The sequence below is a fragment of the Hyphobacterium marinum genome (assembly GCF_036330325.1).
GTDB classification, from domain to species: domain Bacteria; phylum Pseudomonadota; class Alphaproteobacteria; order Caulobacterales; family Maricaulaceae; genus Hyphobacterium; species Hyphobacterium marinum.
This window is the reverse complement of the sequence record NZ_JAZDRO010000005.1, coordinates 14,243-39,661: the sequence shown is the minus strand read 5'-3', so window position 1 is coordinate 39,661 and position 25,419 is coordinate 14,243. Positions and strand designations below refer to the sequence as shown.

The window sequence follows — 25,419 nt, the reverse complement described above, 5'->3', positions numbered from 1 at the left end:
ACCGGCATGAAATCGGAAAAGGTCGAGTTCGAGGGATCACAGGGGCACAGCCTAGCCGCGCGCCTCGACCTGCCGCTCGGAACGCCGCGCGCCCATGCGATTTTCGCGCATTGCTTTTCTTGTTCCAAGGACGTGCTGGCCGCGTCCCGGATATCCCGGGAGCTGGCCCGTGAGGGCATTGCCGTCCTGCGTTTCGATTTCACCGGACTGGGAAATTCCGATGGTGATTTTGCCAACACGAATTTCTCCTCGAATGTCGAAGACATCGTCGCGGCCGGGCAATTCCTGGAAGGCCGGGGCGGCGCGCCGACCCTGCTGATCGGACACAGCCTGGGCGGTGCGGCCGTGATTTCGGCGGCGGGCGACCTGCCCACGGTAACAGCGGTCGCCGTCATCGGGGCCCCGTCAGATGCCAGCCATGTCACCCGCCATTTCGCCGCGGACCTCGATACGATCAGCCGCGACGGCGAAGCGACTGTCGAACTGGCAGGCCGGCCTTTCCGCATTCGCAAACACTTCCTCGATGACCTGGAAGGCCACGCGCTGGAGGACAGGATCTCCCGCCTCGGCCGTGCACTTCTGGTTCTGCATTCCCCGGTCGATGAGCTGGTCGGGATCGACAATGCCACCCGGATATTCGTCGCGGCGCGTCACCCGAAGTCCTTTGTCGGCCTGGATGGAGCCGACCACATGCTGACGGCTGAGGCCGATGCCCGTTTCGCGGCCGGCATGATTTCGGCCTGGGCCCGGCGCTATGGCGCGCCGTCACCGCTGCCTGACCCACCGGCGGCCGTGCGCGACGGCGTGGTCGTTCAGGAGACGGGGCAGGGGCCGTACCAGAACTGGGTGGTCAACCAGGATCATGCTGTGCTGACCGATGAGCCGGAATCGGTCGGTGGCGGAAATTCGGGTATGACGCCCTATGGCTTTATCGCCGCTGCGTTGGCCGGGTGCACGTCGATGACGCTGCGCATGTATGCGAACCGCAAGAAATGGCCGCTGGACCGCGTCACCGTGACGGTCGTCCACAACAAAGACCACGCCGACGATTGCGAGCACTGCCCGGACACGTCGGTCAAGGTCGACATTTTCGAACGGACACTCCGCATTGAGGGCGACCTCGACGCCGACCAACGCCAGCGCCTGCTGGAAATCGCTGACCGCTGCCCGGTCCACCGGACGCTACACGAACCGGTCGTGGTCCGCACCCGCCTGGAGTCTTGAACTCCCCTGGCGGACCCGCCATGTAATGATTCCGTAAGATTTAAGCCACGACGCCGTTACGCGGGACCGGTCAACAAGACGGTCACGCCATGTGGCATCAGGACAAGAGGAAAAGACCCACCATGATCCGCACCTCCCGTATCCGCCAACTTGCCGGTGTTTCGGTCTTTGCGCTGACGGCGTTCGCCGCAGGGACCACGCTGGCTCCGGCAACGCTGGCCCAATCTGCTGAGCGACCGCTGGTTATCGCGGCACCGAATGGTGCGCCGATGTCATTTGCGGACCTGATCGAGCGGGTCAGCCCGGCGGTGGTGTCGATCAATGCGACCGTCACCGCGCCGGTAGGACCCAATGCTGCGCCCAATCTGGAAAACCTGCCGCCGCAATTCCGCGAATGGATGGAGCGTGAGTTCGGAAACCGCGCGCCCCAACAGCGGGAAGGGCGTTCGCTGGGTTCGGGATTCTTCATCTCGGCAGAAGGCCATGTCGTCACGAACAACCACGTGATCGCCAATGCCAGCGAGATCACGATTGACCTTCCCGATGGCGGCGAACTGCCGGCCCGTGTCATCGGCACTGACCCGTTGACCGACATCGCGCTGTTGCAGGTGACGGTGGATGATGACCGCAGCTTTCCTTTCGTGACGCTGGCCGAGGAACCGAATATCCGCGTCGGTGACTGGGTCGTCGCCGTTGGCAACCCGTTTGGCCTCGGTGGGACCGCCACGGCCGGCATCGTCTCGGCAACCGGACGCGAGATTGCCACCACGGCCTATAACGACTTCATCCAGATCGATGCGCCGATCAACCGGGGTAATTCCGGTGGTCCGACGTTCGACCTGCACGGCAATGTCATCGGTGTGAATTCCCAGATTTTCTCACCGTCTGGCGGCAATGTCGGGATCGGCTTTGCCATTCCTTCCGGTGTTGCGGCGAACATCGTCGCCCAGCTTCTCGAGACAGGCAGCGTGGCACGCGGCTGGCTTGGCGTGACGATTCAGGATGTGACCGCGGACATCGCGGAAAGCCTTGGATTGACCGAACGCCGGGGGGCCATTGTGTCCTCGCTGGTAGCCGGCGGACCGGCCGATGAGGGTGGTCTGGAGCGCGGTGATGTCGTGCTTTCGATCAATGGCACCGAGATCGAGGATTCCGGTGATCTGACCCGCCGGGTCGGCGCAATCGCCGCCGGCCAGGAGGTCAGCTTCCGCGTGCTGCGCGACGGTGATGAAGACACGATTCGCATCACGCTGGCCCAGCGTCCTGACGAGAACACGCTCAATAATCTGCCGGGTGTCGGCGAAGAGCCCGAAGCGGCCACCTATTTCGGTATGGAGCTGGCTCCGTCCGAGAGCGGTACGGGCCTTCTGGTGGAAAACGTCAATGGTGGCGAAGAGGCTGCCATCAAGGGCCTTCGGCGCGGCGATGTCATCATCGAGGCTGGCGGCGAAGACGTGAACACGGTCGAGGACTTTGTGGCCGCGGTCGATACCGCCCGCGACGACGGACGCTCGGCCATCCTGCTTCTGGTGCAGGGCACAAACGGCCAGCGCTATGTGGCGCTGCAGCTCGACGCGGTCTGACCGGACCCGACAGACAAGGCAGGGGAGAGGGATATGCGCATTCTGATCATCGAGGACGACCGCGAAGCCGCGAACTACATCCGCAAGGGACTTCGGGAATCCGGCCATGTCGTCGACCATGCCGCCGATGGCGAGGAAGGGCTGGAGATGGCCCGGGCCGCCGACTACGACGTGCTGGTTGTCGACCGCATGCTGCCCAAGATGGACGGGCTGACCGTGGTCGAGACCTTGCGGGCGGAAGACGATCGCTCTCCCGTGCTGATCCTGTCAGCGCTCGGTGAAGTCGATCACCGCGTGGAAGGCCTGAAGGCGGGCGGGGACGACTATCTCGTGAAACCCTACGCCTTTGCCGAACTGCTGGCCCGGGTCGAGGCCCTGGTCCGCCGGCGTGATCCGGAAACTGTGCGCACCCGCCTGACGGTTGGTGATCTGGAAATGGACTTGCTCGCCCGCACCGTGTTGCGCGGCGAGGAGGAAATCCTCCTGCAGCCCCGCGAATTCCGTCTGCTGGAATTCCTCATGAAGCATTCCGGGCAGGTCGTGACCCGCACCATGCTGCTCGAAAAAGTCTGGGACTACCATTTCGACCCCCAGACCAATGTCATCGACGTGCATATCTCGCGCCTGCGGTCGAAGATCGACAAGCCGTTTGATCGGGCATTGCTGCATACGGTCCGAGGGGCCGGCTACCGGCTTCAGGCCTGACGCGGGATGAGGCGCTTCGCGCCGGCCTTCCTCCGAACGACGGCGTTCAGGGTCACCCTGTTGTCGGCGGCGCTTCTGGCCGCCTCCAGCCTGGTGATCCTGACCTTCGTCTATTTCGCGTCGGTCGGCGTGTCGCTGAACCGAACCGATGCGGCTGTGGAAGAAGAAATCGCCACGGTTGAAACCCGCTTCCGCGATGGCGGGATCCAGTCGGTCAATCGCTACATCCTCCAGCGCAGTGTCGGCGGCAGCGACTTCCTTTACTTGCTGGTCCATCCGAGCGGTCGGAGAATTTCAGGCAATCTCAGTGGGTTGCCCGAGACCGGTGCCGATAATGACGGGCGGCTCGAATTTCAGTACATGCGGCCGCCCGCCGGTGAGGAAGAGAGCGAGAAGGACGAGCGCCTCGCCCGCGGGCGGATATCACCCCTTCCCAGCGGCTACCAGATTTTCGTCGGCATGGATGTCGAGGACGAGGACCGCCTGATCGGCGGCATGCTCCGGGCCGTGCTGGCCGCGTCTGCGCTGGCCCTGGCGCTTGGCGTGGCCTCGGGTGTCTTCATCAGCCGGCGGTTTGCCATCCGGCTCGACCAGATCAACCGCGTCGCCCATGCCGTTGAGGCGGGCGACATGAAGCGGCGCGCGCCGCGAACCAATACCGGTGACGAACTCGACGAACTCTCTGCCAATTTCAACGCCATGCTCGACCGGATCGAGGAATTGATGGCGCGCATGAAGAATGCCGGGGATTCCATTGCCCACGATCTTCGTTCGCCCCTGACGCGCATGCGAAACCGGCTTGATGACGCCCTGCGCGAGGATGGGGATCTGGAATCGCGGGAAGCGTCCCTGACGCAAGCTGTCAGCGATGCCGACGAGCTGCTGGGCGTGTTCAACGCCATCCTGTCGATCTCCCGGCTCGAAGCTGGCGAGCGGCGTCAGTCCTTCTCCCGGATGGATCCGGCGCAGATCGTGGAAGATCTCTGTGAACTCTATGAACCGGTCTGCGAGGAAGCCGGGCTGCGGTTCGAGGCCGAGATCGAGACGGGAACGGAAGTCCGCGGCGACCGGGGCCTGTTGTCCCAGGCCCTCGCGAACCTGCTCGACAATGCCGTGAAATATACGCCTGCGGGCGGAGCCATCGCCCTGCGTCTACGACGGTGCGCGTCGGGCGAAATCGAGCTCTCGGTAACCGATACCGGCCCCGGGATTCCCGAATCCGATCGTGTGCGCGCCACACAGCGATTTGTCCGGCTGGAGAAATCGCGCAGCCAGCCCGGCTCGGGTCTGGGGCTGAGCCTGGTGAAGGCCATTTCCGACATTCATGGCGCGACGCTGGAGCTGAGCGACGGTCCCGGCATCATGGACGGAATGGGGCCGGGCCTGCGTGCGGCGCTGATCATACCACCGGCCAAACAAGCCTCTTGAAACTGACCGGGAGCGCGTCAGTCTGGTGCCATGCCGGACCCTGCGACTCTCTTCGACCACCCTTTGCCCGTATTGCCGGATATCGATCCGGACTGCGGTGAGCGGGCGCTCCAGGCCCTCGATGCGGAGACGCTGGCCCGGCTTGATGATGCGTCGCGGGCCTTCCTGAGATCGGTTTTCGGTGCCGCGCCCTACCTGGCACGTCTGGCGCAGCGGTGCCCTGACGTGGTGACCGAACTGGCGTCGACCTCTCCCGAGAAACTGGCGGACCGGCTTCTCGATGATGTGCTCCGGGCGGGCCGGGACGCCGCGGACGGCGGGGAGCTTGACGACCGCCTCCGCGATGCCAAGGCGAAATTCCATCTTTTATGCGCGCTGTGCGAGGTGACCGGGCTGTGGACGACCTCGGCCATGACGCGAGCGCTGTCCGGGTTTGCGGACGCCGCGGTTCAGTCCGCGCTTCTGGGCGCAGCGCGATTCATGGCCGAACGGGGCCGCCTGGCTGAACCGGCCGATCCGGAAAACCCGGTGCCCGGCCTGTTCCTGTTGGCGCTGGGGAAGCTGGGCGCGGAAGAGCTCAACTTCTCAAGCGATATCGACCTGGTGGCCTTCTACGACCCGGAAATCCTGGCCCGGCAAACCGAGAAGGACCCGCGCCAGGTCGCGGTCAAGCTGGTCCAGGCCGTGACCCGGACGCTGCAGGAGGCCAATGCCGGGGGCTATGTCTTCCGGGTCGATCTGAGACTGCGTCCCGATCCGTCCTCCACACCGGTCGCGGTCAGCGTCGAATCCGCCATGCGCTATTACGAAGCGATGGGCCAGAACTGGGAGCGGGCGGCCTATATCAAGGCGCGGCGTTGCGCCGGTGATAGCCGGGCGAGCGCCGCCTTCCTGCGCGACCTTGGACCCTTCATCTGGCGGCGAACGCTCGACTTTGCCGCTGTGGATGACATTCGCTCGCTCGCGCGCCAGATCCAGCGGGTCGGTGACCGGGCCAGAATCCGGGCTGCAGGCCATGATCTCAAACTCGGGCGCGGGGGTATCCGCGAAATCGAGTTCATCGCGCAAATTCCCCAGCTCGTGTTCGGGGGCCGTGATCGCGACCTGCGGGCCCGCTCTCCGGTCGAGGCGCTGCCAGCCCTCTGCGCCAGCGGCAAGCTGGAGGGCGTGGATCCCCAGAGCCTGTCGAACGATTATGCCTTCCTGCGCGGGATCGAACACCGGATCCAGATGCTGGAGGACGAGCCCACCCAGACCCTGCCGGCCGATGACGGCCAGCGCGCACGGGTGGCTGCGTTGTGGGGGGAAAGTTCGCTCGACACGTTTGATGATCGCATCCGGTCAGTCCTGACGCGTGTTCACACGATCTTCAGCGATCAGTTCGACGAGAGCGATACGCTCGCCTCGTCGGCTGGCAGCCTGGTCTTTACCGGCGTTGATCCGACACCCGATACGCTCGCGACCCTAAAAAGGCTGGGCTTTTCGGATCCCCAGGCCGTCTGGAGCCGGTTTAATGGCTGGGCAGGCGGCAAGGCACGCGCTGTTCGCACGGCTCGCGCGCGTGAATTGCTGACCAAGCTCGCGCCGCGCCTGATCGATGCGCTGGCCGAAACCGGTGAGCCGGATGCGGCTCTCGTACGTTTCGCCGCTTTCTTCGAAAATCTGCCGATGGGGGTGCAGCCGCTTTCCCTGTTGAAGAATGAGCCCGGTCTCGCAACCAGCCTGGTGGGCATCATTGGTCTGGCACCGGCCATGGCCCGGACACTGGCCCAGCGCCCGGCTATCCTGGATGCGATGCTGGACCCCGAATTCGTCCGACCGCTGGGTGAGGGGGCCGAGCGCTCCATGGACGCTCTCATGAAGGCGCGCCTGCCGGCCAGCATGAGCTTCGAGGGCCGGATGAATGAAGTGCGCCGGATCTCGCGGGAAGAGCGCTTCCGTATCGGGTCGCAGATCCTGACTGGTCGGGCCGGTCCGCGCGCTGCAGGCAAAGCGTTTGCCGACCTCGCCGATGCCTGCATCCGGGCCATGGCCCGCGCCGCCCAGGACGTGATGGCCGCCCGGTTTGGCGACGTGCCGGGATCGTTCGCCGTGATTGGCATGGGCAAACTTGGCGGGCGCGAACTGGCCGCCGATTCCGATCTCGACCTGATGCTCGTCTATGACGGTGCGGCGGACAGTGATGCGGCTGTCCCCGACAACTACTTTGCCCGGCTGACGCAAAGGCTGATCAGCGCGCTATCCGTCCCGACCGAGGAAGGTGGGCTCTATGAGGTCGACATGCAGTTGCGGCCCTCGGGCAAGTCCGGTCCGGTGGCCGTGCACGTGTCCCGCTTTGCCGACTATTACGCCCAGTCTGCCTGGACGTGGGAGCATATGGCGCTCACACGCGCCCGTATCGTTTGCGGAGATGAGGCGCTGAACGGCACTATAGAAGCCGCGATTGATGCGGCCCTTTCCATCCGTCGCGATCCTGAGCAAATCCGTGCCGACGCCGGTGCCATGCGCAACCGCATGCGTGCGGCGCGCCCGGCTGCCGGAGACTGGGACCTCAAACACCGTGCCGGCGGTCTGGTCGACATCGAATTCATCGCCCAGACCCTGCAGTTGATTGCGCTGAATGACGGCGTGATGACGCGCCAGGCCTCGACTTTTGATGCGCTTCTTGCGCTGGCTGACGCCGGGCTGCTCGACGATGAGGAGGCCGCGCGGATGTGTGACATCGGCCGGCTGTACCTGGCGCTGATGCAGCTGATCCGGACCGCGCACGGATCGGGTTTCGATCCCGCCAGTGCCGCAAGAGGCTTCGCACAACGCATGGCCGCCATCGCCGGTGTCGACGACCTCGTGGCACTTCAGGCCCTGATCGGCGAGCATGCGAGCTTTGTCACGGACTGTTTTGCCCGGCATGTGCAGATTTCTGGCCTGGCCGCGACGGATTAGCGCTGGCCGCCCGTTCAACAGGTATCGAGGGACCTGTTGGAGAACAAACTGATGAAATCCTCTCTGTTTCTGGCCGGCATTGCCGGTTTCATGGTGGTCGCTGTTCCGGTCGCTGATGCCCAGCACCGCGGCGGACACGGTCGCGGTGGCATGGACCATCACGCCATGCGCGGCTCGATGGTGCTGCGTGCGGCTGATGCCAATGGCGACAACACGATCACGCGGGCCGAAGTCGAACAGCTCCAGGGCGAGATGTTCGAGTGGATGGACCGCAATGGCGACGGCTATCTGTCGGCCGAAGACCGCTCCCCGGTCTTCCAGCGCCTGCGCGCAATCCGCGAGGCGGAAGCCGGCGACGATGATGGCGAACGCCGTCATCGTGGCCGCCGTGGCCGCGGTATGGGACGTGATCACGGCCGCATGGCGGACACCAACGAAGACGGCCGCATTTCCCGCGAGGAGTTCATGAGCCAGGGGCACCCCGGCTTTGACCGCCTTGATGCAAACTCCGACGGGTCCGTCACGCCGGACGAACTCGACGCTGCGATGGAATCCCGCCGCGAACGCCGTGAGGAACGCCGCCGCTGGTGGCGCAACTAGGCGTTTCCATGGCATGATCAGGGGGAGGCGGTGAAAGGGTTTCATTCCGAATGGCCAGTGATGCCGGCCGGAATTCCGGCCCAGACACCGTCCCTTCCGATCCTGATGTTGAGCTGATCGTCCGCCTGGCGGCGGGTGATCCGAGCGCGGCCCGGACGCTCATGGAGCGCCGCCTCCCGCGCATACTGGGCCTGGCCCGGCGCATGCTCAATGACCCGGTCGAGGCCGAAGATGTGGCCCAGGAGACGTTCTTGCGGGTCTGGAAGGCCGCGGACCGTTGGCGGCCCGGGGAAGCAAAGGTCGAAACCTGGATGAGCCGGATCGCCATCAATCTGTGCTATGACCGGCTTCGCAAGCGGCGTGAGACGTTGATGGAGACCTTGCCGGAACGCCCCAGTACTGATGCGCCGGCCGATGCCATGATCGGGGCGGGTGAAACCGCGCAGGTCGTGCTCGCAGCGCTAAATACATTGCCGGATCGGCAGCGTTTGGCAATGGAGCTTTGCCACTATCAGGAGATGGGCAATATCGAAGCGGCCGAAGTCATGGATATCAGTGTCGAGGCACTGGAATCGCTTCTGTCGCGGGCCCGGCGAAAGCTGCGCGAGACGCTGGCGCGCCAGGCCGATGAACTGATGTCCGGTTTTGCAGCCCTGAGTGGGGAGGGATGACATGGATGCGCAAGTCTTCAAGCAGCTGATCGATGCCTACGGGGCGGACCCGGCCCGTTGGCCCGACGACCGCCGTGATGCTGCTCTGGCGTGGCAGGCGGATAACCATGCCCAGGCTGAGGTCTGGATTCGGGAAGCGGCCGTCCTGGACCAGCTGCTGTCGGAAGTGACGGCTCCCACACCCAGTGAACTTCTGCAGGCGCGGATTCTGGCGAAGGTGCCGCGTCCCGTATTTGACAATTGGCGGAGCGCCGCGGCTGCTGCGGCGATAACACTGATTGTCGGACTGGCGGGCGGCTATGCCGGTGGGGGGCTGATCCTTTCGCCCGATCTGTCTGCTGACGAGGACGCCTATTATGCGGAAGCCTTTGGTGGCTTGTCCGCCGACTGGGACTTCGCTGCGGGAGATGGCGCATGATGACACGGGCTACGCCTTGGATTGTCGCGCTGCTGTTGTCCATCCTCGCCAACGGCGTGATGCTGGGCGTGGTGCTTCAGGCCACGACCGACGGATCGCGCGCCGGTCCGCATCACATGCGAGAGGACGGCTCTCCGTCCCGCCGGGGCAGCGACGGGTTCAATTTCCGCGCCTTCATCGGTGCCTTGCCAGACGATGCGCGCGACGATGCGAGGGCCCTGCTGGATGTACGGCGCGAGGATCTGAGGGCGCTGTTCCGTCAGACCCGCGAAGCCCAGAACGCGGCTCAGGATGCCGTGGCGGCAGAGCCCTATGACCCGGATCGCGTCCGGCAGGCCTTTGGTGACTTGCGCGATGCCCGCATGGCGATGGAAGAGGCAGTCGAAGCCATCATTCTCGATGTGGTCGCTGACCTGTCACCGGAAGACCGGATGCGGGCCATCGAGGCCGGCCGCGCTCCGCCGCCGCGTCATCGACGCAGAGAACGGGATGGACGCCGGGGGCCGCCGCCGCGAGACCGGTACTAGCCTGAGTTTTCTAGCCTGAGTTTGCGGACTTCCGGATCGAGACCGGCGTGTCGTCGTCGGCATCGTCAAGCGCTTCGTCGACCTGCGTACCGGTAGCGGGTTCGGCGGCGCCGGTTGGCTTTGCGGACATAATCGGATCTGAGACCGGCATCACGAAGGTCACGGTCGTGCCCTCGCCGAGATCACTTTCAATACTCAGCGATCCGCCATGCATCTCGACGAGCGATTTCGACAGGGCCAGGCCCAGCCCCGACCCCTGGTGAGATTTTGAATGCTGGCTCTCGATCTGCTCGAAGGGCCGGCCCAGCCGGGGCAGGTCATCCTTGGCAATACCAATGCCGGTGTCTGCGACCTGAATGGCCACGCCGTCCGCGGTGGTGAAGGTCCGGACTGTAATGCGCCCGCCTTCCGGTGTGAATTTCACGGCGTTGGACGTCAGGTTCAGGATCACCTGTTTCAGGGCGCGCGGATCGGCCTCGACCTCGGGCGATTCCTCGATATCGACCTGCAGGCGGATTTCCTTCTCGTCGGAACGGCCACGAACAATGCGCAGGCATTGCTCGATGAGGGCGGCGAGGTCCACCGGCTCCTTCTGGAGCTGCATCTTTCCGGCCTCGATCTTGGACATGTCGAGAATGTCGTTGATCAAGGCGAGCAGGTGTTCCCCTGAGGTATGGATATCCTTGACGTAATCAACGTAACGCTCGTCACCCAGCGGACCGAACATTTCGCGCAGCATGATTTCCGAGAAGCCGTTCACCGCGTTCAGGGGAGTGCGCAATTCGTGGCTCATGTTGGCGAGGAATTCGCTCTTGGAGCGGTTGGCTTCTTCGGCGCGGATCTTCTCTTCCTCGTACTTCTTGGCGAGCTCGGCGATGCGCTGCTGGTTCTTCCGGACGTCCTCGATCGTGTTGCGTAGCGCGGACTCGGAATCCTTCAGCTGGTTTTCCTGGCGTTTCAGATCGGTGATGTCGGCACCGACGCTCACAAGACCCCCATCGGCGGTGGCGCGTTCGGAATAGTGAAGCCAGCGCCCATCGCTGAGTTCGATCTCGTAGATTTCCGAACCCGTCTCCGCCCCATGGACCGCCTTGACGGCCCGGGATGCGCCCGCTTCGACATCGTCATAGCCCATGCCGGGGCGCAGACCGCTTTCGGGGAAATCGAAGAAGTCACGAAATTTCCGGTTCCACAGAACCAGGCGGCGGCGGGAATCCCAAAGAACAAAGGATTCCGACATGGATTCGAGGGCGGCCCGGAGCCGGGATTCCGCGGCGGCGACGCGGGCCTGAGCCCCCTTGCGTTCGGTCACATCAATGGCAACGCCGACAATGCGGTCGCTCGTCCCGCCATCGGGTGTGCCCCATGGACGGCCGCGCATCTGCACCCAGATAGGCAGACTTGCCGATTGAAGCTCGACGTCGATATCGCCCGAATTGGCCGAACCACGGATGGCTGCCCGCATCCGTTCCCGGTCATTGCGGGAAAACAGGGAGAGAAACTCCTGGCCGGATATGACCGAGGCTTCTTCCCGGCCGAGTATGCGGGCCAGGGAATCGGTCACATAGACGGAATCACTTTTTCGGTCCCAGTCCCACACCCCACACCGGGCCCCTTCGATGGCGAGCCGGAAGCGCCGCTCGCTATCGCCGAGCGCCACACGTGCGGCTTTCAGATTGCGCATCTGCATGGAGAGCGCTGCGCCCAGGCCAATGGCGAAGATCACCGGCGCGACGAACATCAGCCCATAAAGGATCTGGGTCCGCAGCCAGGCGCTGGAGTCGATGCGCGGCGCGCCGACCAGATAAACTGACAATTCCGGCGTGGTCAGAGGGGCGGCTGCGAGCGTCGCCTGCTGACTGCCCAACTGAATGCCTGAAATCGCCCCGCCATCACTGGCAAGGCGGGCCGCCTGTTCGTGGGGAAGATCGAAACGCACACCCACCGGTTCGGCAAAAATGCCATTCGCAGGCTGTGGCCGCATCGCCAGCACCCGTCCTTCCGCTGTCGTCAGCATGGCCACCTGCCCGTCACCCCACGCCGGCAGAATCTCTGCCGGATCGAGGCGCGCGACATAGGCACCAACACTGCCGTCAGACAGGACGACCGGTTCTGCGACCGCGAGAACGGCAGACGACGACTGGCCTGCGGGAACCGCGTGAAGACGGGAAGGCGACCCCAGTGCGGCGTCGGCATAGCGGCGGAGCGACGGGTTGAATTCGCCGCTCGAGATCACGGCCCCACTCGGCAGGAAGAGGGCAGCCTCTACAATCGAACCGGATTGTTCCAGGTAATCCAGCCGCGCTGGTATGACAGCCTGCAACATATCCATCGGCACGGTGCTGGTATCGGTCGCCGCGAAGGCCAGGGTCCCGCGCGCTTCCTCGAGCAATGATGAGACGCGTTCGGCGAGGAAGGCCGCTTCGCGGGCATGGGACTGATCGGTGTCAGCGAGCAGGGCTTCACGTTCCTGCCAGACCTTGTAACCGATGACACCGCCAAACATCGCGATGAAGATCACGACGGCGAGAAAGATCCAGCCGATCCCGCCCTGGGCCTTTTGTCCAGTCGATGCGGGCGCAGTTTTCCGGCCGCGTCTTGCGGTTGGCCGCGCCGGTTTCGCGCGAGCGGCATCCCCCTGCCCGGAACGAGCTCGAATCATGTGTATGAAGTTAGGGTGTCAGACAGGTCCCTGTCGACTATTGCCGCCGCAAATCAGGCGGCGTCACTCTGATCGGGATCATCCGAGCGCCGTTTCGGTCCCTTGTATTTGTTGGGATCGTGCCGGCGGCGGTCAGGGCCGAAGAATTCCTTGGTCCGCACATAGGCGCGCGGCCGGTCGATAACGGCCGAGATCTTGGCAAACAGGTCCTTCGCAGTGATGGGCTTGCAGCAAAATTCGTTCACGCCGGCGTCGCGCGCTGCGATGACGCGGGTGCGTTCCGAATAGGCCGACAGCATCACGATCGGGATCAACGGATTGCTGGTCTGGTCTTCGTCACGCAGCTTCCGGATCAAGGTCAAGCCGTTGTCCGGCTCCATCTGATAGTCGACAATCGCGATATCGATGGATTCATGACGCGCGATATCAAGCCCTTCGCGGACGGACTCGGCTTCGAAAATATTGTCGATCCCGAAGGCATTGAGGATCGTCCGCACGATTTTGAGCATGTGCGGGTTATCGTCCACGACGAGTACACGAAGTTGTTGAAGGTTCGCCGGCATGCGCGCGGAGCTCCCCATCCGGTCCACGGAATACGAAGGATCAATTTAAATCGAAATTGTTAGAAGCTGATTAAGCGCGCTGGGCTTTTGCAGAAGCCGGTTTGTCACCCGGCTTGGCCCGCACGGAACCAACCGCCTTTTCCGCGGCCTGGATATAATCCCGGACATCCTGGGGCAGCATGTCGGCCTGGTCCTTGAACTGGAGTGCCGCTTCGGCCAGCCGCAACAGGGCGGGTGCCTGTGCGATCAGCCGGGCCTGGAATTCAATATTCGATGGGTCGCGGTCATATTCCGCACCGGGCACGCGCCAGCCGCCCCAGTCATTCTTGTCAGTCACGACAACGGGGAAGGAGCCGGGGAAGGGGTGGTGTGCGCATTCCTCGGCACTTTGCCACTTGTTGCGCGCCCGCATCAGCCGCCACCCGCCGGTATCGGTGTCGTCCCGCTCCTCCTCGGCCAGCTCCTTCTCGGTAAAGTCGCGTCCCAGGCCGCAGTCGTAGGTGACCCGCACCGGCTCTTCGACATCGCGGACCCAGTGCGGCTTGACCTGTTCGATCTGCGCCCAGACGCCGACCGGTTTGACGAATACCCGCTGATGTTTCTGGAAAACGGCCTTGGCCATGTGGTGCTCCGAAAAGTCCCCTTCAGGTCATCATGGCCTAGCAAATCAGCGTTATAGACCGGTAAAGGCCGGTCCGCAGGATTTGAAACCACCGCCCAAGAGGGCTAAGTGGCGCGCATGAATACGAACGGGCTTCTCGACCGGCGGATGTGCGTTGCGCCGATGATGGACTGGACGGACCGGCATTGCCGGGCCTTCCACCGCGTCCTGACACGCCGCGCCGTGCTCTACACCGAGATGGCGACCAGCCCGGCCGTGGTCCATGGCGATGTTGAACGCCTGATCGGTTTCGAGGCCGCCGAACACCCCGTTGCCTTGCAGCTGGGCGGCTCTGACCCGGCGGAACTGGCGCTGGCGGCGCGAACCGGTGCCGCGCTAGGCTATGCCGAGATCAATCTCAATGTCGGTTGCCCGTCCGACCGCGTACAGTCGGGCCGGTTTGGTGCCTGCCTCATGCGGGAACCGGACCTCGTGGGGGACTGCGTCACCGCGATGATCGAGGCCGTGGATATTCCGGTGACTGTCAAATGCCGTATCGGGGTCGACGACCAGGAGCCGCGCGACGCCCTGTTCACCTTCGTCGAACGCGTTGCGGCTCGCGGCGTGACGACCTTCATTGTCCATGCACGAAAGGCCTGGCTGAAAGGCCTCAGTCCGAAGGAAAACCGCGACATTCCTCCGCTGGACTATCCGCTCGTGCGGGAATTGAAGGCGGCCCGCCCGGACCTCGAAATCATCCTCAATGGCGGTCTGGAGAGCCTCGAGCACGGACTCGGAGAGCAGTACGGCACCGACGGCATCATGCTGGGCCGGGCCGCCTATCACACGCCGTGGACGCTGGCTGAGGTAGACTCGCGCATCTATGGCGAGACCGATCCGGTCGCGAACCGGCACGAAGCGATCGACGCTTATCGGCCCTATATCGCGCTTCAGCTAGCCAAAGGTGTGCCGTTGCACGCGATGACGCGGCACATGCTCGGACTGTTCCATGGCTGTCCGGGGGCCCGCCAGTGGCGGCGTATCCTGTCGGAAAAGGCAAACCGCCCCGGTGCCGGGTTCGACGTGCTGGACGAGGCGCTGTCGGCGACCGCCCTGTCGCCGTCCGAGGCCGCCTGACTTGGAAAGCGAACTCCTGATTTTGGCCCTGGCCCTGGGCGCGACCGGCGCGCTGGCCGGGCTTGTCGCGGGCCTGTTCGGGATTGGCGGCGGCGTCGTCATGGTGCCGGCGCTCTACTTCGCCTTCGGCCTTCTGGGATATGGCGATGGACCGCGCATGCACGTCGCGGTCGGCACATCGCTCGCCGTCATCGTCGCAACATCGCTCAGATCCGTCTCTGCGCACGCCAGGCGCGGCGCGGTCGATTTTTCGATCCTGAAAGCCTGGGTGCCGTGGATCGTGCTGGGAACCCTTATTGGTGCCGCGCTTGCCGATCTCACGCCGGGGCGGGGGCTGACTGCGCTGTTCGGGGCCATGGCCCTGATCCTGTCGGTGCAGTTCGTGTTCGGACGCCCGGACTGGAAGCTGGCCGCCGACATGCCGGGCGGATTGCCGAGGGCCGGTCTGGGGACCGGTATCGGGTTTCTGTCGTCGATGATGGGGATTGGCGGCGGCGTCTTTGGCGTCACACTGATGACCCTGTGCGGACGGACCATTCATAGAGCGGTCGCGACAGCGGCCGGCTTTGGCGTCGCCATAGGCCTTCCCGGCGCTCTGGGCTTCATCGTCTGGGGCTGGGGTGAACCCGGCCTTCCGCCCTATTCACTGGGATATGTGAACATGATCGGGTTCGGCCTGCTGGCGGTCAGCGCCTTCTTTGTCGCCCCGTTGGGCGCTGCGCTGGCCCATGCCTTGCCGGAGCGGATGCTGCGCCGCCTGTTCGCGATCGGACTGGTCGTGGTCGGGACGTCACTGATTTATGAGGCCTGGCGGGGCGGTTAGCCGAAAAAGCTGATCGCCGCGGTGGCCAGGGCAATCAGTCCAAGCCAGACCAGGAGATGACCGATCATGCGGCCCGGATTCTTGCGGATCGCCGCCCAGCTGGCCGCGGCCACATAAAGGCCGGCCAGGACGAGATAGGCGAGACGCGAGTTCTGCAGCACGCCGTCGCCGACCGGTCCGGAATTGGTCGAAAAGATCGCCAGCGCGATCAGCGCCGCAGCCACCAGTCCCGCCATGACGATGATCAGTGTGCGGTTCATCGTGCTGCCTCCCGGTTTCGCTGGTAGGCCTCGCGGCGGTCATCCAGCTGGCGGCCGACCGCCTCACGTTCGGCGTCCGTCATCCGCGTCCAGCGGCCAAGTTCCTCCATCGTGCGGAAACAGCCGACACAGATCCCGGCCTTGGGATCAACAAAACAGACCTTGATGCAGGGTGACCAGACGGACATGGGGCACACTCTCCCGGCTGAGTGACGCCATGGCAAGAACTTGCGTCGGTCCGGTCAACCAATAGGGTGGTTGGCAGGGGACAGGTGAGGGGATGATTCCATGGACGAAATGGGCTTGCAGCTCAGGAGCTCTCTCGGGCTCTTCGCCTTTGCCGCCATCGCCTGGATTCTGGGGCCGCGCAAGCGCATCCCGCTGGTTCTCTTTGGCGGGGCAATCGGCCTGCAATTCGCCATTGCCTTCCTGCTCTACAGTTTCTCACCGACGCGGGCCTTCCTGCAGTCCCTGACGCAATTCGTTCAGCTGTTGCAGGACGCCACGACCGCGGGGACGAGTTTCGTCTTTGGTTATATCGGCGGGGCAGAGCCGCCTTTCCTGATCAATCCAGACGGCCCGCAAAGCCTGTTCATATTCGGGTTTCAGGCCCTGCCCATGCTGATCGTCCTGTCGGCGATCTCGGCGCTTCTGTGGCGCTGGCGGGTGCTGGAATTCGTGGTACGCGGCTTTGCCTTCGTCTTCCGCAAACTGCTCAATCTCAGCGGTGCGGCGAGCCTGGGGGCTGCGGCCAATATCTTTCTTGGCATGACCGAATCCCCGGTGCTGATCCGCCCGCGCATGCCGCAGCTCTCCCGGTCGGACCTGTTCCTGATCATGACGGTCGGCTTTTCCACCGTCGCGGGTTCGGTGATGGCGATCTATGTCAGCCAGCTGTCCGGCGTGCTTGAGGGTGCCGCCGGGCATATCGTGACGGCGTCGCTGATCTCGGTACCGGCTGCCGTCCTCATTGCCCGCCTGATGTATCCGCCTGATGGCGATGCCGGGGAGGACGAGTCCGACGAGAAAATCCCGACCACGATCTATCAGTCGTCGATGGATGCGCTGACGACGGGCGTGACCGACGGGGTCAAACTGTTCGTCAACATCATCGCAATGCTGATCACCTTCATCGCCATCGTAACGCTGGTGAATTTCGGGCTCGACGCGGTTCCCGATATTTCGGGCGAGCCATTGACCGTGCAGCGAATCCTCGGTTGGTTGTTCGCGCCGCTCGTCTGGCTGGCCGGTATCCCGTGGAGTGAGGCCGTCGATGCCGGATCATTGATGGGGCTGAAGACAGCGCTGAATGAAATCGTCGCCTATGACGGTCTCGCCGGGATGGGCGAGGCACTGTCGCCGCGCTCGCGCATGATCATGACGTATGCGATCTGCGGCTTCGCCAATTTCTCCAGCGTCGGCATTTTGATTGGCGGTCTGCTGGCTATCGCGCCCAGCCGCCGGGCGGACATTCTGCAACTCGCGCCGCGTGCCCTCATTTCCGGTACGCTGGCTACGCTGATGACGGGCGGTGTCGTCGGCGCGCTGCCCATGGCCCTGTTCCAGGGCTAGTCGCGGCGCTCAGGAAACAGCCGGCTGCGCAGCCAGCCGAAGGTCGTGTTGGCAGCGAGCGCCTTGCGGTAGGCATCGTCCATGAAGCGCGAGATGCCGGCGATGTCGTCGACCATGTCGAGCCGCGTCTTCATCGGGGCATCCGGGTCCAGCCGCTTGACGATCTTCGCCGGGTTCCCCGCCACGACGGCATAAGCCGGTACGTCCTTCGTGACGACAGCGCGCGCGCCGATGACGGCATGATCGCCGATCGTCACACCCTTGCCGATGAAGGCTCCGTCACCCAGCCAGACATTGTTGCCGATCCGGACCGGATGGCCGGGCGGGGCGGGATCAATTCGGTTATAAAGGCCATGCCAGTCGCAATCGGTGACCGTCGCGTTCGCGGCAAACAGGCAGGCGTCACCGATGGTGATATCCTTCGTGGCCAGAAGGCGCGTCCCACCCGCGAAGAAACAGCCGTCGCCGATGGATATACGCCCGGCCTGATCAGCGGGCGACCAGACCGTGAAACGAACCGGCATGTCGCGTGTGGCAACCACGTGCAGAGCACAGCCCGCCGTAATGTTGGGACCAAAGATCTCGACATGGGCCGGGCCGGTGAATTTGGCATTCGGTCCGAGTGTGTCGAAATGCGGTGCCAGCCAGGTTTGCGCCCGCCAGTTTTCAAACTGGTCCCATGCCGCATGCATCCAGTAGGGACGGTGATCTCTTCGCATTGCCGGGTTCCGCGCTTATCGTGAGCATAAAAGCACATGAAAGCGTGATGACAGGCAAGCCACCCGCACAGGATCTCGACACATTGCTCGGCAGCATCCGCGCCTGCCGCCTGTGCGCCGGCGAAATCCCTGAGCCGCGTCCGGTGGTTCAGGCCGCGCCAGGCGCGAAAGTCCGGATTGTCGGACAGGCCCCCGGGACGCGTGTACACGCCTCGGGAAAGCCCTTCACCGACCCGTCCGGAGACCGGTTGCGGGATTGGCTCGGGATTGACGAAACCGTGTTTTACGATCCGCAGCAAATCGCCATCACGCCGATGGGGTTCTGCTTTCCCGGACTCGATGAAAAAGGTGGAGACAAGCCGCCACCTGCCCGCTGCGCAAAACACTGGCAGGCCGACCTTTCTTCGCAATTGCAGCACGTCGAGCTGACCTTGCTGGTCGGCCTTTATGCGCAACGGCATTTCCTCGGGAATCGCGCCAAACCGACACTGACTCAGACGGTTAGGGCATGGCGCGACTATGCCCCGTCGATCATCCCCCTGCCGCACCCGTCCTGGCGCAACAATAGCTGGCTGAAAAAGAATCCGTGGTTTGCTGAAGAGGTGTTGCCGATGCTGCGCCGCGGCATGTCAAAACTTGTCAGACAGGCGTGATTGCCCGCTTGTGCCCGCTTGCCTGAGGGTCTATCCCCACGCCGCCCGCACGGGACCGGTGGCGGGTGCATGCGACCGATGTCACCACAAAGGACTCCTTCATGAGCGTTCTTGAACACCCGTCTTTCGACAATCACGAGAAGGTGCTTTTCGCGACGGACAAGGAAACCGGCCTGCGCGCGATCATTGGGGTCCACTCGACTGCCCGCGGCCCGTCAGTGGGCGGTTGCCGATTCTGGAAGTACGAGAACTCTGCGGCCGCGCTCGACGACGTGCTGCGCCTGTCCCAGGGCATGAGCTACAAGAATGTCATGGCCGACCTGCCGATTGGCGGCGGCAAGAGCGTGATCATGAAGCCGGACGGTGATTTCGACCGCGAGGCCCTGTTCCAGGCCTTCGGCCGCGCCGTCGATTCCCTGAGCGGTCATTACATCACTGCGGAGGATGTCGGTGTCAGCCCGGCCGACATGGTCAGCGTCAGCAAATCGACCAAGCACGTCACCGGCCTGCCGGAAGGCAAGGCGGCTTCTGGCGATCCGTCGCCTGTGACCGCTGAAGGCGTGTTCCGCGGCATCCGCGCCTGCGTGAAGCGTGGCGGTTTCAGCGACCTATCAGGCGTTCGCGTCGCGGTACAGGGCGCGTCCGGTCACGTTGGAAATTATCTCTGCGGTCACCTTGCCAAGGCCGGGGCCCAGCTGATCGTCACCGATATCAATCTCGACGGACTCAAGCCGCTCGCCGAGCAACATGGTGCGACGATTGTCGACAAGGACGCGATCTACGACCAGGACGCCGACGTGTTCGCGCCCTGTGCACTCGGTTCGATCATCAATCCGGATACGATTGACCGGTTGAAGGTGAAAATCGTTGCCGGTGCGGCCAACAATCAGCTTTCGACCCGCGACATGGGCGCGAAGCTGCAGGAACGCGGAATCCTCTATGCGCCGGACTACGTGATCAACGCCGGTGGCATCATCAATGTGATGGGCGAGATCCGCGGCGATTTCGATCCGTCCTGGGTCCAGGGCAAGCTCGAGAACCTCGAAACGACCCTGGGCGAAATCCTTGATCGTGCCGAGAATGAAGGCCGCCCGGCCAATGTCATTGCGGACGAGATGGCGCGGGCCCGTATCGAGGAAGCCCGCGCTGCCAAGGCAGCCTGATCAGTCAGGAAAGACGCGAGTGAACATCGGGTTGAGGCCAAGCTCTATGGTTTGGCCCGGCTCCGCGCTGTTCGCGAGCGGGGTTTCGACCGTCCAGCTGCCTTCGCCGCCCGCCTGAACCAGAAGTCTTGCCCGTCCTCCATGCAAGCGCTTGGAGAGGACAGACGCCGGAATGCCGCCGGCGACCCGGTCAACGCCTTCCGGCCGGATCAGGACCGTGGCCGCATGGCCTTCAGACAGCTCAGCGGCGCTGGCCGGGCCAAGCGGTGTCTGAACCAGGCCGCTTTCGACCTTGCCTGACCAGGTCTGGACGTCGCCGAGCAGACGCGCCGCCAGCAGCGAGGCAGGCTTGAGATAAACCTCCTCCGGGGTTCCGGTCTGGACGATGACGCCATCTGCCATCAGAGCGATGTCGTCGGCGGCTTCCATGGCTTCTTCCGCGTCGTGTGTGACGAGAAGGGCGGCCAGCCCGGCCGCACGAAGCGCGGCGACGGTTTCGGTCCGCAGTTGGGCACGCAACCGTCGATCAAGACCCGAAAACGGTTCGTCCAGCAGGACAATGTCGGGGCGGAATACCAGCGCCCGCGCCAGCGCCACGCGTTGTTGCTCGCCCCCGGACAACTCGTGCGGGTAAGCGTCTGCCCGATGGGCCAGTTCGGCGCGTTCCAATTGTGTGATCGCCCGTTCGCGCCGTTCCGGCTTGGGAATGCCGCGGAGTCCGAAGGCGACATTTTCCGCTGCTGTCAGATGGGGGAAGAGGGCAAAGTCCTGAAACACCACGCCGACACGCCGGAGTTCCGGCGCGAGATGCTGCCCCCTGGCCGACCAAAGGGCGTCTCCTGACCGGATTTCCCCGGCGTCGAGCCGCTCCAGTCCGGCAATGGCGCGCAAAAGGGTCGACTTGCCGCTGCCTGACGGTCCGAGCAAGGCTGTCACGCGCCCGCTGGTCAGGTCGAGATCGGCCCCGCGCAGGACCGGGTTGCCGGCCAGCGCGCGCTGGGCACCGCGTACTGAGAGAAGCGGTGTACTCATCCGAGCTCCTCGATCGCGGATTCCTTCACGATCTTGCGGGCGACATAAATCATCGGGACCAGCGCCGTCAGGACCAGCAGGACCGAGGGCGCACCGGCCTGGCCGAGGCGTTCGTCGGCGGCGAAATTGTGCGCGACGACGGCCAGCGTATCGAAGTTGAACGGCCGCAGGATCATGGTGGCGGGCAATTCCTTCAAAACTTCCACGAAGACGATCAGTCCGGCGGTTATGGCACCTCCGGACACAAGCGGCCAATGAACGCGGCGCAGCACGCCAAGCGGGCCTTCACCGAGCGTCCGGGCGGCACCATCAAGCGCGGGCGTCACACGTTCCAGCGCGCTTTCGCACGGCCCGATGGCGGCGGCGGCAAAGCGTGAGAGATAGGCAAAGAGGAGGGCCAGAACGGTCCCGGTCAGCAGGACCGGGAAGCGTCCGCCCCAAAGACTGTCCAGACCGGTCTGGATGAAAGACAGAACCGCGATCACACCAACGGCCGCCACGGCTCCGGGCGCGGCATAGCCAAGGCTGGCGACCCGGGCCGAAATGCGGGCGAGCCGCGAGCGGTTGCGAACCGCATAGGCCGTCCCAAGCCCCAGCGCAGCGGCAAACAACCCCGACAGGCTGGCGAGGATGGCGCTGTGCCGGAAGGCCGCGAACAGGCCACGGGCGAGTTCCGCCTCGAACGCCAGCCAGACCATGCGGGCCATCGGCAGGACGAGGCCGGCCAGCAGGGGGAAGAGGCAGACGGCCATCGCTCCGGCCGCGGCCCAGCCGGCAAGACGGATCCGGCGCGGTGGCTTGCGGCGCCCCGATCCGGCAGAGCTCCGCGCCCGGCGGCGCTGGGCACGTTCCAGTGAGAACAGGAGCAGGGCAATCGCGGCCAGCACGATGGCCAGCCGCGCCGCGTCGGCGAGCGCGCCGGCCCCGGCCCAGGCGCGGACAATCCCGACCGTCAGCGTTGGCGCGCCCAGATGGGAGACCGCCCCATAGTCGGCGAGGCTTTCCATGACGACGAGCGCCATGCCGGCGGCAATGGCGGGCCGGGCCATCGGCAGCGCGGCTTTGAGAAAGGCCGAGACGGGCCCATGGCCCAAAGTGCGGGCCGCGTCATAGGTGTCGGCGGACTGTCCGGAGAACGCCTCGCGCGCCAGCAGGTAGATATAGGGGTAGAGCGTGACCGCGAAAATCAGTCCGGCTCCGAACGGGCCTCTGATCGCGGGAAGCGCGGCGGCGACTCCGTCGAATCCTGCATCGCGCAGCATCGCGGCAACAGGGCCGGCGGCCTGGCTGAGATCAAGCCAGGCATAGGCAGCCACATAGGCCGGGACAGCCAGTGGCAGGGCGAGCGCCCATTGAAGCGTGGATCGGCCGGCGAATTCGCATCGCGCGACCAGCCAGGCGGTCGTCACCCCGATCAGGCCGGACAGGATGGCGGCCGTCAGGCTGACGATGGCACTGGTCAGGAGATAGTCGCCCAGCCGGGTCCGGGCGATGTGCGCCAGATAGCCGTCAAGCGGTCCCGTTGCGGCAAGCACCGCGACGGCGACGAGAGGAGTGGCCGCAGCGAGCGCGGCCAGTCCCGCAAGAGGAACCGGATCGACCTTCATCCGGCTGCTCTCTAGCCGGGGAATGGCTTATGGCCAACCGGAGCGGTCGAAAATCCGCTGTGCGGTTTCAGTATGCTCTCCGAGTTCTCCGAGATTGATCGAGTCCTGACGAATCGAGACGTAGTCGCGCACCAGCGCATTGTCGTAACCGTCAAACCCCGTGACCGGGAATTCATTGGTCAGCTCGGCAAACGCCTGCTGGGCGTCATCAGAGAGCATGTAGGCGATGAATTCGCGCGCTTCGGCCGGGTGGGGTGCGTTGGCGGCGATCCCGGCTCCGGAAACATTCACATGGGTGCCGAACTCGCTGTCGCCCGGGAAGAAGAGATCGACCGCTGTGGCCACGGCCTGATCGTCCGGATTCTCCGAGCGTGCGAGACGCGCATAGTAGTAGTGATTGACCAGGGCCGCGTCGCACTCACCGGCGGCGATTGCAGTGATCTGGTCGGTATCGCCGCCGCTGGGCGGACGGGCCAGATTGTTGGCGACGCCGGTGGCCCAGCTTTCCGCGAAGTCCTCGCCGCGATGGGCGATGATCGAGGCCAGAAGCGACTGGTTATAGGCGTTGTCCGACGAGCGCATGCACAACCGGCCTTCCCAGCGCGGGTCGGCCAGGTCCTCATAACCGGAGAGCTCGGACGGATCGACGCGCTCGGTGCTGTAGGCGATGACGCGGGCGCGGCCGGCAAAGGCAATCCAGTGGCCCTGCGGGTCCATCATGTTGGCCGGAAGGGTGCCTGCCAGCTGGGAGAAATCAGTCGGGGCGAAGAGGCCGGCCTGTTCGGCACGGTAAAGCCGCGCTGCGTCGACCGTCACGATCACGTCCGCCGGGCTGCGGTCGCCGTCGGCGCGAACCCGCTCGATCAGCAGGTCACCACCGGCGGAGATGACATTGACCTCAATACCGGTTGCTTCGGTGAAATTCGCGTAGACGAAATCGTCGGAGGAATAGTGGCGCGCCGTATAGACGTTCACCACGCGCTCTTCACCGCTTTGGCCGCATGCGGACAGAGCGACCGCGGACAGCACACCCAGGCACAGCATTCTCTTGATCATGATCGTCAAACTCCCTTTGTCCCGAATAGCGATGACATTTTTGAGAACGTTTCGCAAGTGGGCGATGTGGCACATGGTGCGCCGAACAGGGTATTAACGAACCGTGGTGGAAATGGTGGGCGATGCTGGGATTGAACCAGCGACCCCTGCCGTGTGAAGGCAGTGCTCTCCCGCTGAGCTAATCGCCCGCCGTAATGCGGATGCAGGGCTATAAGGGGCGGGCTCGGGCCGGTCAAGGCAGGGAGGCTGCAACGGCTTGGACGCTGTGCGGCGACTTGACGCAGGGTCACACTATCGTCACGAACGTTTAGCACCTATATGAGGCCACGCGACACTGGCTGCTACGAGAGACGGCCCGGTCGTTTTCCTTCCTAAGAGGGAGCGCACGTAAGTCGAGCCGCGGGCTGGGCCCCGGCCGTTACGGAGAGTTTTTGATGAATAACGATTTTTGCACCCCCGAAGGCGCACGCCGCCTGAAGCAACGTATCGAGGCCTACTGGGCCGAGCGCGGATATGACGTCAATGTCGACCTGGTCGACGCCGGCTTCATGCCCGCCATGCGCTCTGCGCGTACCGACGTTCGCTCGAACATGGTCAATGGCATGCCGCCGCGTAATGTGGCCGCCAATGACCGCGCCCCGGGTCGCACCGCGAACGATTCCGAGCCGGAACTCCGCTCGGCCTAATCCGGGTCCGCCCACAGCGCTTCGAGCGCGCCGGGCAAATCGGAAAACTGATCGAGTAGCCGGTCGGCGCCCAGTGCGCCGGCCGGTATCTCGCTGTAGCCATGCGCCATCAGGATGACGGGGACACCCGCCGCCCTGGCGCAGGTTACGTCCGGTTCCGAATCCCCGACCATGGCGAGCTTCGGTCCTGCATCGGCAACCGCCGACAGGAAATGCGCCGCATCCGGCTTTTTGGCGGGCGTGCGTTCGGGGCCGATGATCCGTTCGAAATACTGCGACAGACCCAGTTCGGCGATCAGCAGATCGGCGAGCTCGGACGGCTTGTTGGTGCAAACCGACAGGCGGCTTCCGCGTGCCTGCAATTCGTCGAGCAGGTCAATGCAGCCGTCGAACGGCCGGCTGAGATCAGCGATACCCTCCCGGTAGACGTCGATGAAGCGCGCGACATGCGGGTCAATGGCATCGGATTTGAGCGGCACGCCCTGCACGGCATAGGCGCGTTCGATCAGCACGCGGGCCCCGCGCCCCACCATCATGCGGACATCCCCGACCGGAATGGGGGCGAGCCCGTCCTCGGCGATGACGGCATTGAGCGCACGGACCAGATCCGGCGCGGTATCGACCAGCGTGCCATCGAGATCAAATGCGATCCCGGCTCCCTTGAAACAATCGGACATGAAAGCTGCTCTCCGGAGAGGGGAAATCGGGTAAACTGTGGTCGCGTCCGCGCCGCCAATGCGTTATAGCGCCCGCAGAAATCAACACGACCCCAATTATCCGGAATTA

The 25,419-nt window shown here is 64.2% G+C and carries 25 protein-coding genes and 1 tRNA gene; 15 read left to right on the top strand and 11 right to left on the bottom strand.

The annotated features are described in order from the left end of the window. Positions 1-6 precede the first annotated feature (6 nt). The 9 genes from V0U35_RS11540 (at position 7) to V0U35_RS11500 (ending at position 10,099) form a co-directional block, all read left to right on the top strand. A complete protein-coding gene (locus tag V0U35_RS11540) occupies positions 7-1,224 on the top strand; it encodes a bifunctional alpha/beta hydrolase/OsmC family protein (protein WP_330196871.1) in 1,218 nt (405 codons plus the stop codon). A 122-nt stretch (positions 1,225-1,346) separates the two neighbouring features. Continuing rightward, positions 1,347-2,807 carry a Do family serine endopeptidase gene (locus V0U35_RS11535; RefSeq protein ID WP_330196870.1) on the top strand — a complete coding sequence of 487 codons (1,461 nt, stop codon included), beginning with the start codon at positions 1,347-1,349 and terminating at the stop codon, positions 2,805-2,807. Between the two features lie 33 nt (positions 2,808-2,840). Then, the gene (locus V0U35_RS11530) at positions 2,841-3,512 is read left to right on the top strand and encodes a winged helix-turn-helix domain-containing protein (RefSeq protein ID WP_330196869.1); all 672 of its coding nucleotides are present in this window, start codon (positions 2,841-2,843) and stop codon (positions 3,510-3,512) included. A gap of 6 nt (positions 3,513-3,518) precedes the next feature. Further along, a complete protein-coding gene (locus V0U35_RS11525) occupies positions 3,519-4,940 on the top strand; it encodes a sensor histidine kinase (RefSeq protein WP_330196868.1) in 1,422 nt (473 codons plus the stop codon). A 30-nt stretch (positions 4,941-4,970) separates the two neighbouring features. Next, positions 4,971-7,883, top strand: coding sequence for a bifunctional [glutamine synthetase] adenylyltransferase/[glutamine synthetase]-adenylyl-L-tyrosine phosphorylase (locus tag V0U35_RS11520; RefSeq protein ID WP_330196867.1), 2,913 nt, complete (start codon positions 4,971-4,973; stop codon positions 7,881-7,883). 51 nt (positions 7,884-7,934) lie between these two features. After that, the gene (locus V0U35_RS11515) at positions 7,935-8,483 is read left to right on the top strand and encodes an EF-hand domain-containing protein (protein WP_330196866.1); all 549 of its coding nucleotides are present in this window, start codon (positions 7,935-7,937) and stop codon (positions 8,481-8,483) included. Between the two features lie 50 nt (positions 8,484-8,533). Continuing rightward, positions 8,534-9,154 (top strand): RNA polymerase sigma factor, encoded by a 621-nt coding sequence (locus tag V0U35_RS11510; RefSeq protein WP_330196865.1) that lies wholly within the window; start codon positions 8,534-8,536, stop codon positions 9,152-9,154. 1 nt (position 9,155) lies between these two features. After that, positions 9,156-9,572: a hypothetical protein gene (locus V0U35_RS11505; RefSeq protein WP_330196864.1), complete on the top strand. Its 417-nt coding sequence runs from the start codon at positions 9,156-9,158 to the stop codon at positions 9,570-9,572. Beyond that, positions 9,569-10,099: a periplasmic heavy metal sensor gene (locus tag V0U35_RS11500; RefSeq protein WP_330196863.1), complete on the top strand. Its 531-nt coding sequence runs from the start codon at positions 9,569-9,571 to the stop codon at positions 10,097-10,099. The genes V0U35_RS11505 and V0U35_RS11500 overlap by 4 nt, the downstream gene beginning before the upstream one ends. A 10-nt stretch (positions 10,100-10,109) precedes the next feature. On the opposite strand, the gene V0U35_RS11495 is transcribed toward V0U35_RS11500, so the two are convergent. The 3 genes from V0U35_RS11495 to V0U35_RS11485 all read right to left on the bottom strand — a co-directional run bounded on the left by V0U35_RS11495 (position 10,110) and on the right by V0U35_RS11485 (position 13,946). Beyond that, positions 10,110-12,761, bottom strand: a complete 2,652-nt coding sequence (locus tag V0U35_RS11495) for a PAS domain-containing sensor histidine kinase (protein WP_330196862.1) — start codon at positions 12,759-12,761, stop codon at positions 10,110-10,112. A gap of 53 nt (positions 12,762-12,814) precedes the next feature. Then, entirely contained in the window at positions 12,815-13,324 is a 510-nt protein-coding gene (locus V0U35_RS11490; protein ID WP_330196861.1) for a response regulator, read from the bottom strand. A 70-nt stretch (positions 13,325-13,394) separates the two neighbouring features. Next, positions 13,395-13,946 (bottom strand): hypothetical protein, encoded by a 552-nt coding sequence (locus tag V0U35_RS11485; protein WP_330196860.1) that lies wholly within the window; start codon positions 13,944-13,946, stop codon positions 13,395-13,397. Between the two features lie 117 nt (positions 13,947-14,063). Here V0U35_RS11485 and dusA point away from each other — a divergent pair, with 117 nt between their 5' ends. Continuing rightward, positions 14,064-15,062, top strand: coding sequence for a tRNA dihydrouridine(20/20a) synthase DusA (gene dusA / locus V0U35_RS11480; protein ID WP_330197060.1), 999 nt, complete (start codon positions 14,064-14,066; stop codon positions 15,060-15,062). Position 15,063: 1 nt separating this feature from the next. Next, a complete protein-coding gene (locus V0U35_RS11475; RefSeq protein ID WP_330196859.1) occupies positions 15,064-15,885 on the top strand; it encodes a sulfite exporter TauE/SafE family protein in 822 nt (273 codons plus the stop codon). On the opposite strand, the gene V0U35_RS11470 is transcribed toward V0U35_RS11475, so the two are convergent. Next, positions 15,882-16,145, bottom strand: coding sequence for a hypothetical protein (locus V0U35_RS11470; RefSeq protein ID WP_330196858.1), 264 nt, complete (start codon positions 16,143-16,145; stop codon positions 15,882-15,884). The two genes, V0U35_RS11475 and V0U35_RS11470, sit on opposite strands and share 4 nt — an antisense overlap. Then, on the bottom strand, positions 16,142-16,333 hold the full coding sequence (locus V0U35_RS11465) for a DUF1289 domain-containing protein (RefSeq protein ID WP_330196857.1): 192 nt from the start codon (positions 16,331-16,333) through the stop codon (positions 16,142-16,144). The genes V0U35_RS11470 and V0U35_RS11465 overlap by 4 nt, the downstream gene beginning before the upstream one ends. A 100-nt stretch (positions 16,334-16,433) precedes the next feature. Between V0U35_RS11465 and V0U35_RS11460 the strand changes: the two genes are divergently transcribed. Then, positions 16,434-17,717, top strand: a complete 1,284-nt coding sequence (locus V0U35_RS11460) for a NupC/NupG family nucleoside CNT transporter (RefSeq protein WP_330196856.1) — start codon at positions 16,434-16,436, stop codon at positions 17,715-17,717. Here V0U35_RS11460 and V0U35_RS11455 read toward each other — a convergent pair. After that, positions 17,714-18,436 (bottom strand): acyltransferase, encoded by a 723-nt coding sequence (locus V0U35_RS11455; protein ID WP_330196855.1) that lies wholly within the window; start codon positions 18,434-18,436, stop codon positions 17,714-17,716. The two genes, V0U35_RS11460 and V0U35_RS11455, sit on opposite strands and share 4 nt — an antisense overlap. A gap of 47 nt (positions 18,437-18,483) precedes the next feature. On the opposite strand from V0U35_RS11455, the gene V0U35_RS11450 reads away from it, so the two are divergent. Further along, the gene (locus V0U35_RS11450; protein ID WP_330196854.1) at positions 18,484-19,089 is read left to right on the top strand and encodes a uracil-DNA glycosylase family protein; all 606 of its coding nucleotides are present in this window, start codon (positions 18,484-18,486) and stop codon (positions 19,087-19,089) included. A gap of 101 nt (positions 19,090-19,190) precedes the next feature. After that, positions 19,191-20,252, top strand: coding sequence for a Leu/Phe/Val dehydrogenase (locus V0U35_RS11445; protein WP_330196853.1), 1,062 nt, complete (start codon positions 19,191-19,193; stop codon positions 20,250-20,252). Here V0U35_RS11445 and V0U35_RS11440 read toward each other — a convergent pair whose 3' ends face one another. The 4 genes from V0U35_RS11440 to V0U35_RS11425 form a co-directional block, all read right to left on the bottom strand. Continuing rightward, complete coding sequence (locus V0U35_RS11440) at positions 20,253-21,284, bottom strand: ABC transporter ATP-binding protein (RefSeq protein WP_330196852.1); 1,032 nt, start codon at positions 21,282-21,284, stop codon at positions 20,253-20,255. After that, entirely contained in the window at positions 21,281-22,891 is a 1,611-nt protein-coding gene (locus tag V0U35_RS11435) for an ABC transporter permease (RefSeq protein ID WP_330196850.1), read from the bottom strand. The genes V0U35_RS11440 and V0U35_RS11435 overlap by 4 nt, the downstream gene beginning before the upstream one ends. 27 nt (positions 22,892-22,918) lie before the next feature. After that, entirely contained in the window at positions 22,919-23,947 is a 1,029-nt protein-coding gene (locus tag V0U35_RS11430) for an extracellular solute-binding protein (RefSeq protein ID WP_330196849.1), read from the bottom strand. A 113-nt stretch (positions 23,948-24,060) separates the two neighbouring features. Further along, a tRNA-Val gene (locus V0U35_RS11425) sits at positions 24,061-24,135 on the bottom strand. A gap of 246 nt (positions 24,136-24,381) precedes the next feature. Between V0U35_RS11425 and V0U35_RS11420 the strand changes: the two genes are divergently transcribed. Then, complete coding sequence (locus tag V0U35_RS11420; protein ID WP_330196848.1) at positions 24,382-24,633, top strand: phosphoglycolate phosphatase; 252 nt, start codon at positions 24,382-24,384, stop codon at positions 24,631-24,633. Here the strand turns inward: V0U35_RS11420 and V0U35_RS11415 are convergent. Further along, positions 24,630-25,310 (bottom strand): HAD-IA family hydrolase, encoded by a 681-nt coding sequence (locus tag V0U35_RS11415; RefSeq protein WP_330196847.1) that lies wholly within the window; start codon positions 25,308-25,310, stop codon positions 24,630-24,632. The genes V0U35_RS11420 and V0U35_RS11415 overlap by 4 nt on opposite strands. Between the last annotated feature and the right edge of the window lie 109 nt (positions 25,311-25,419).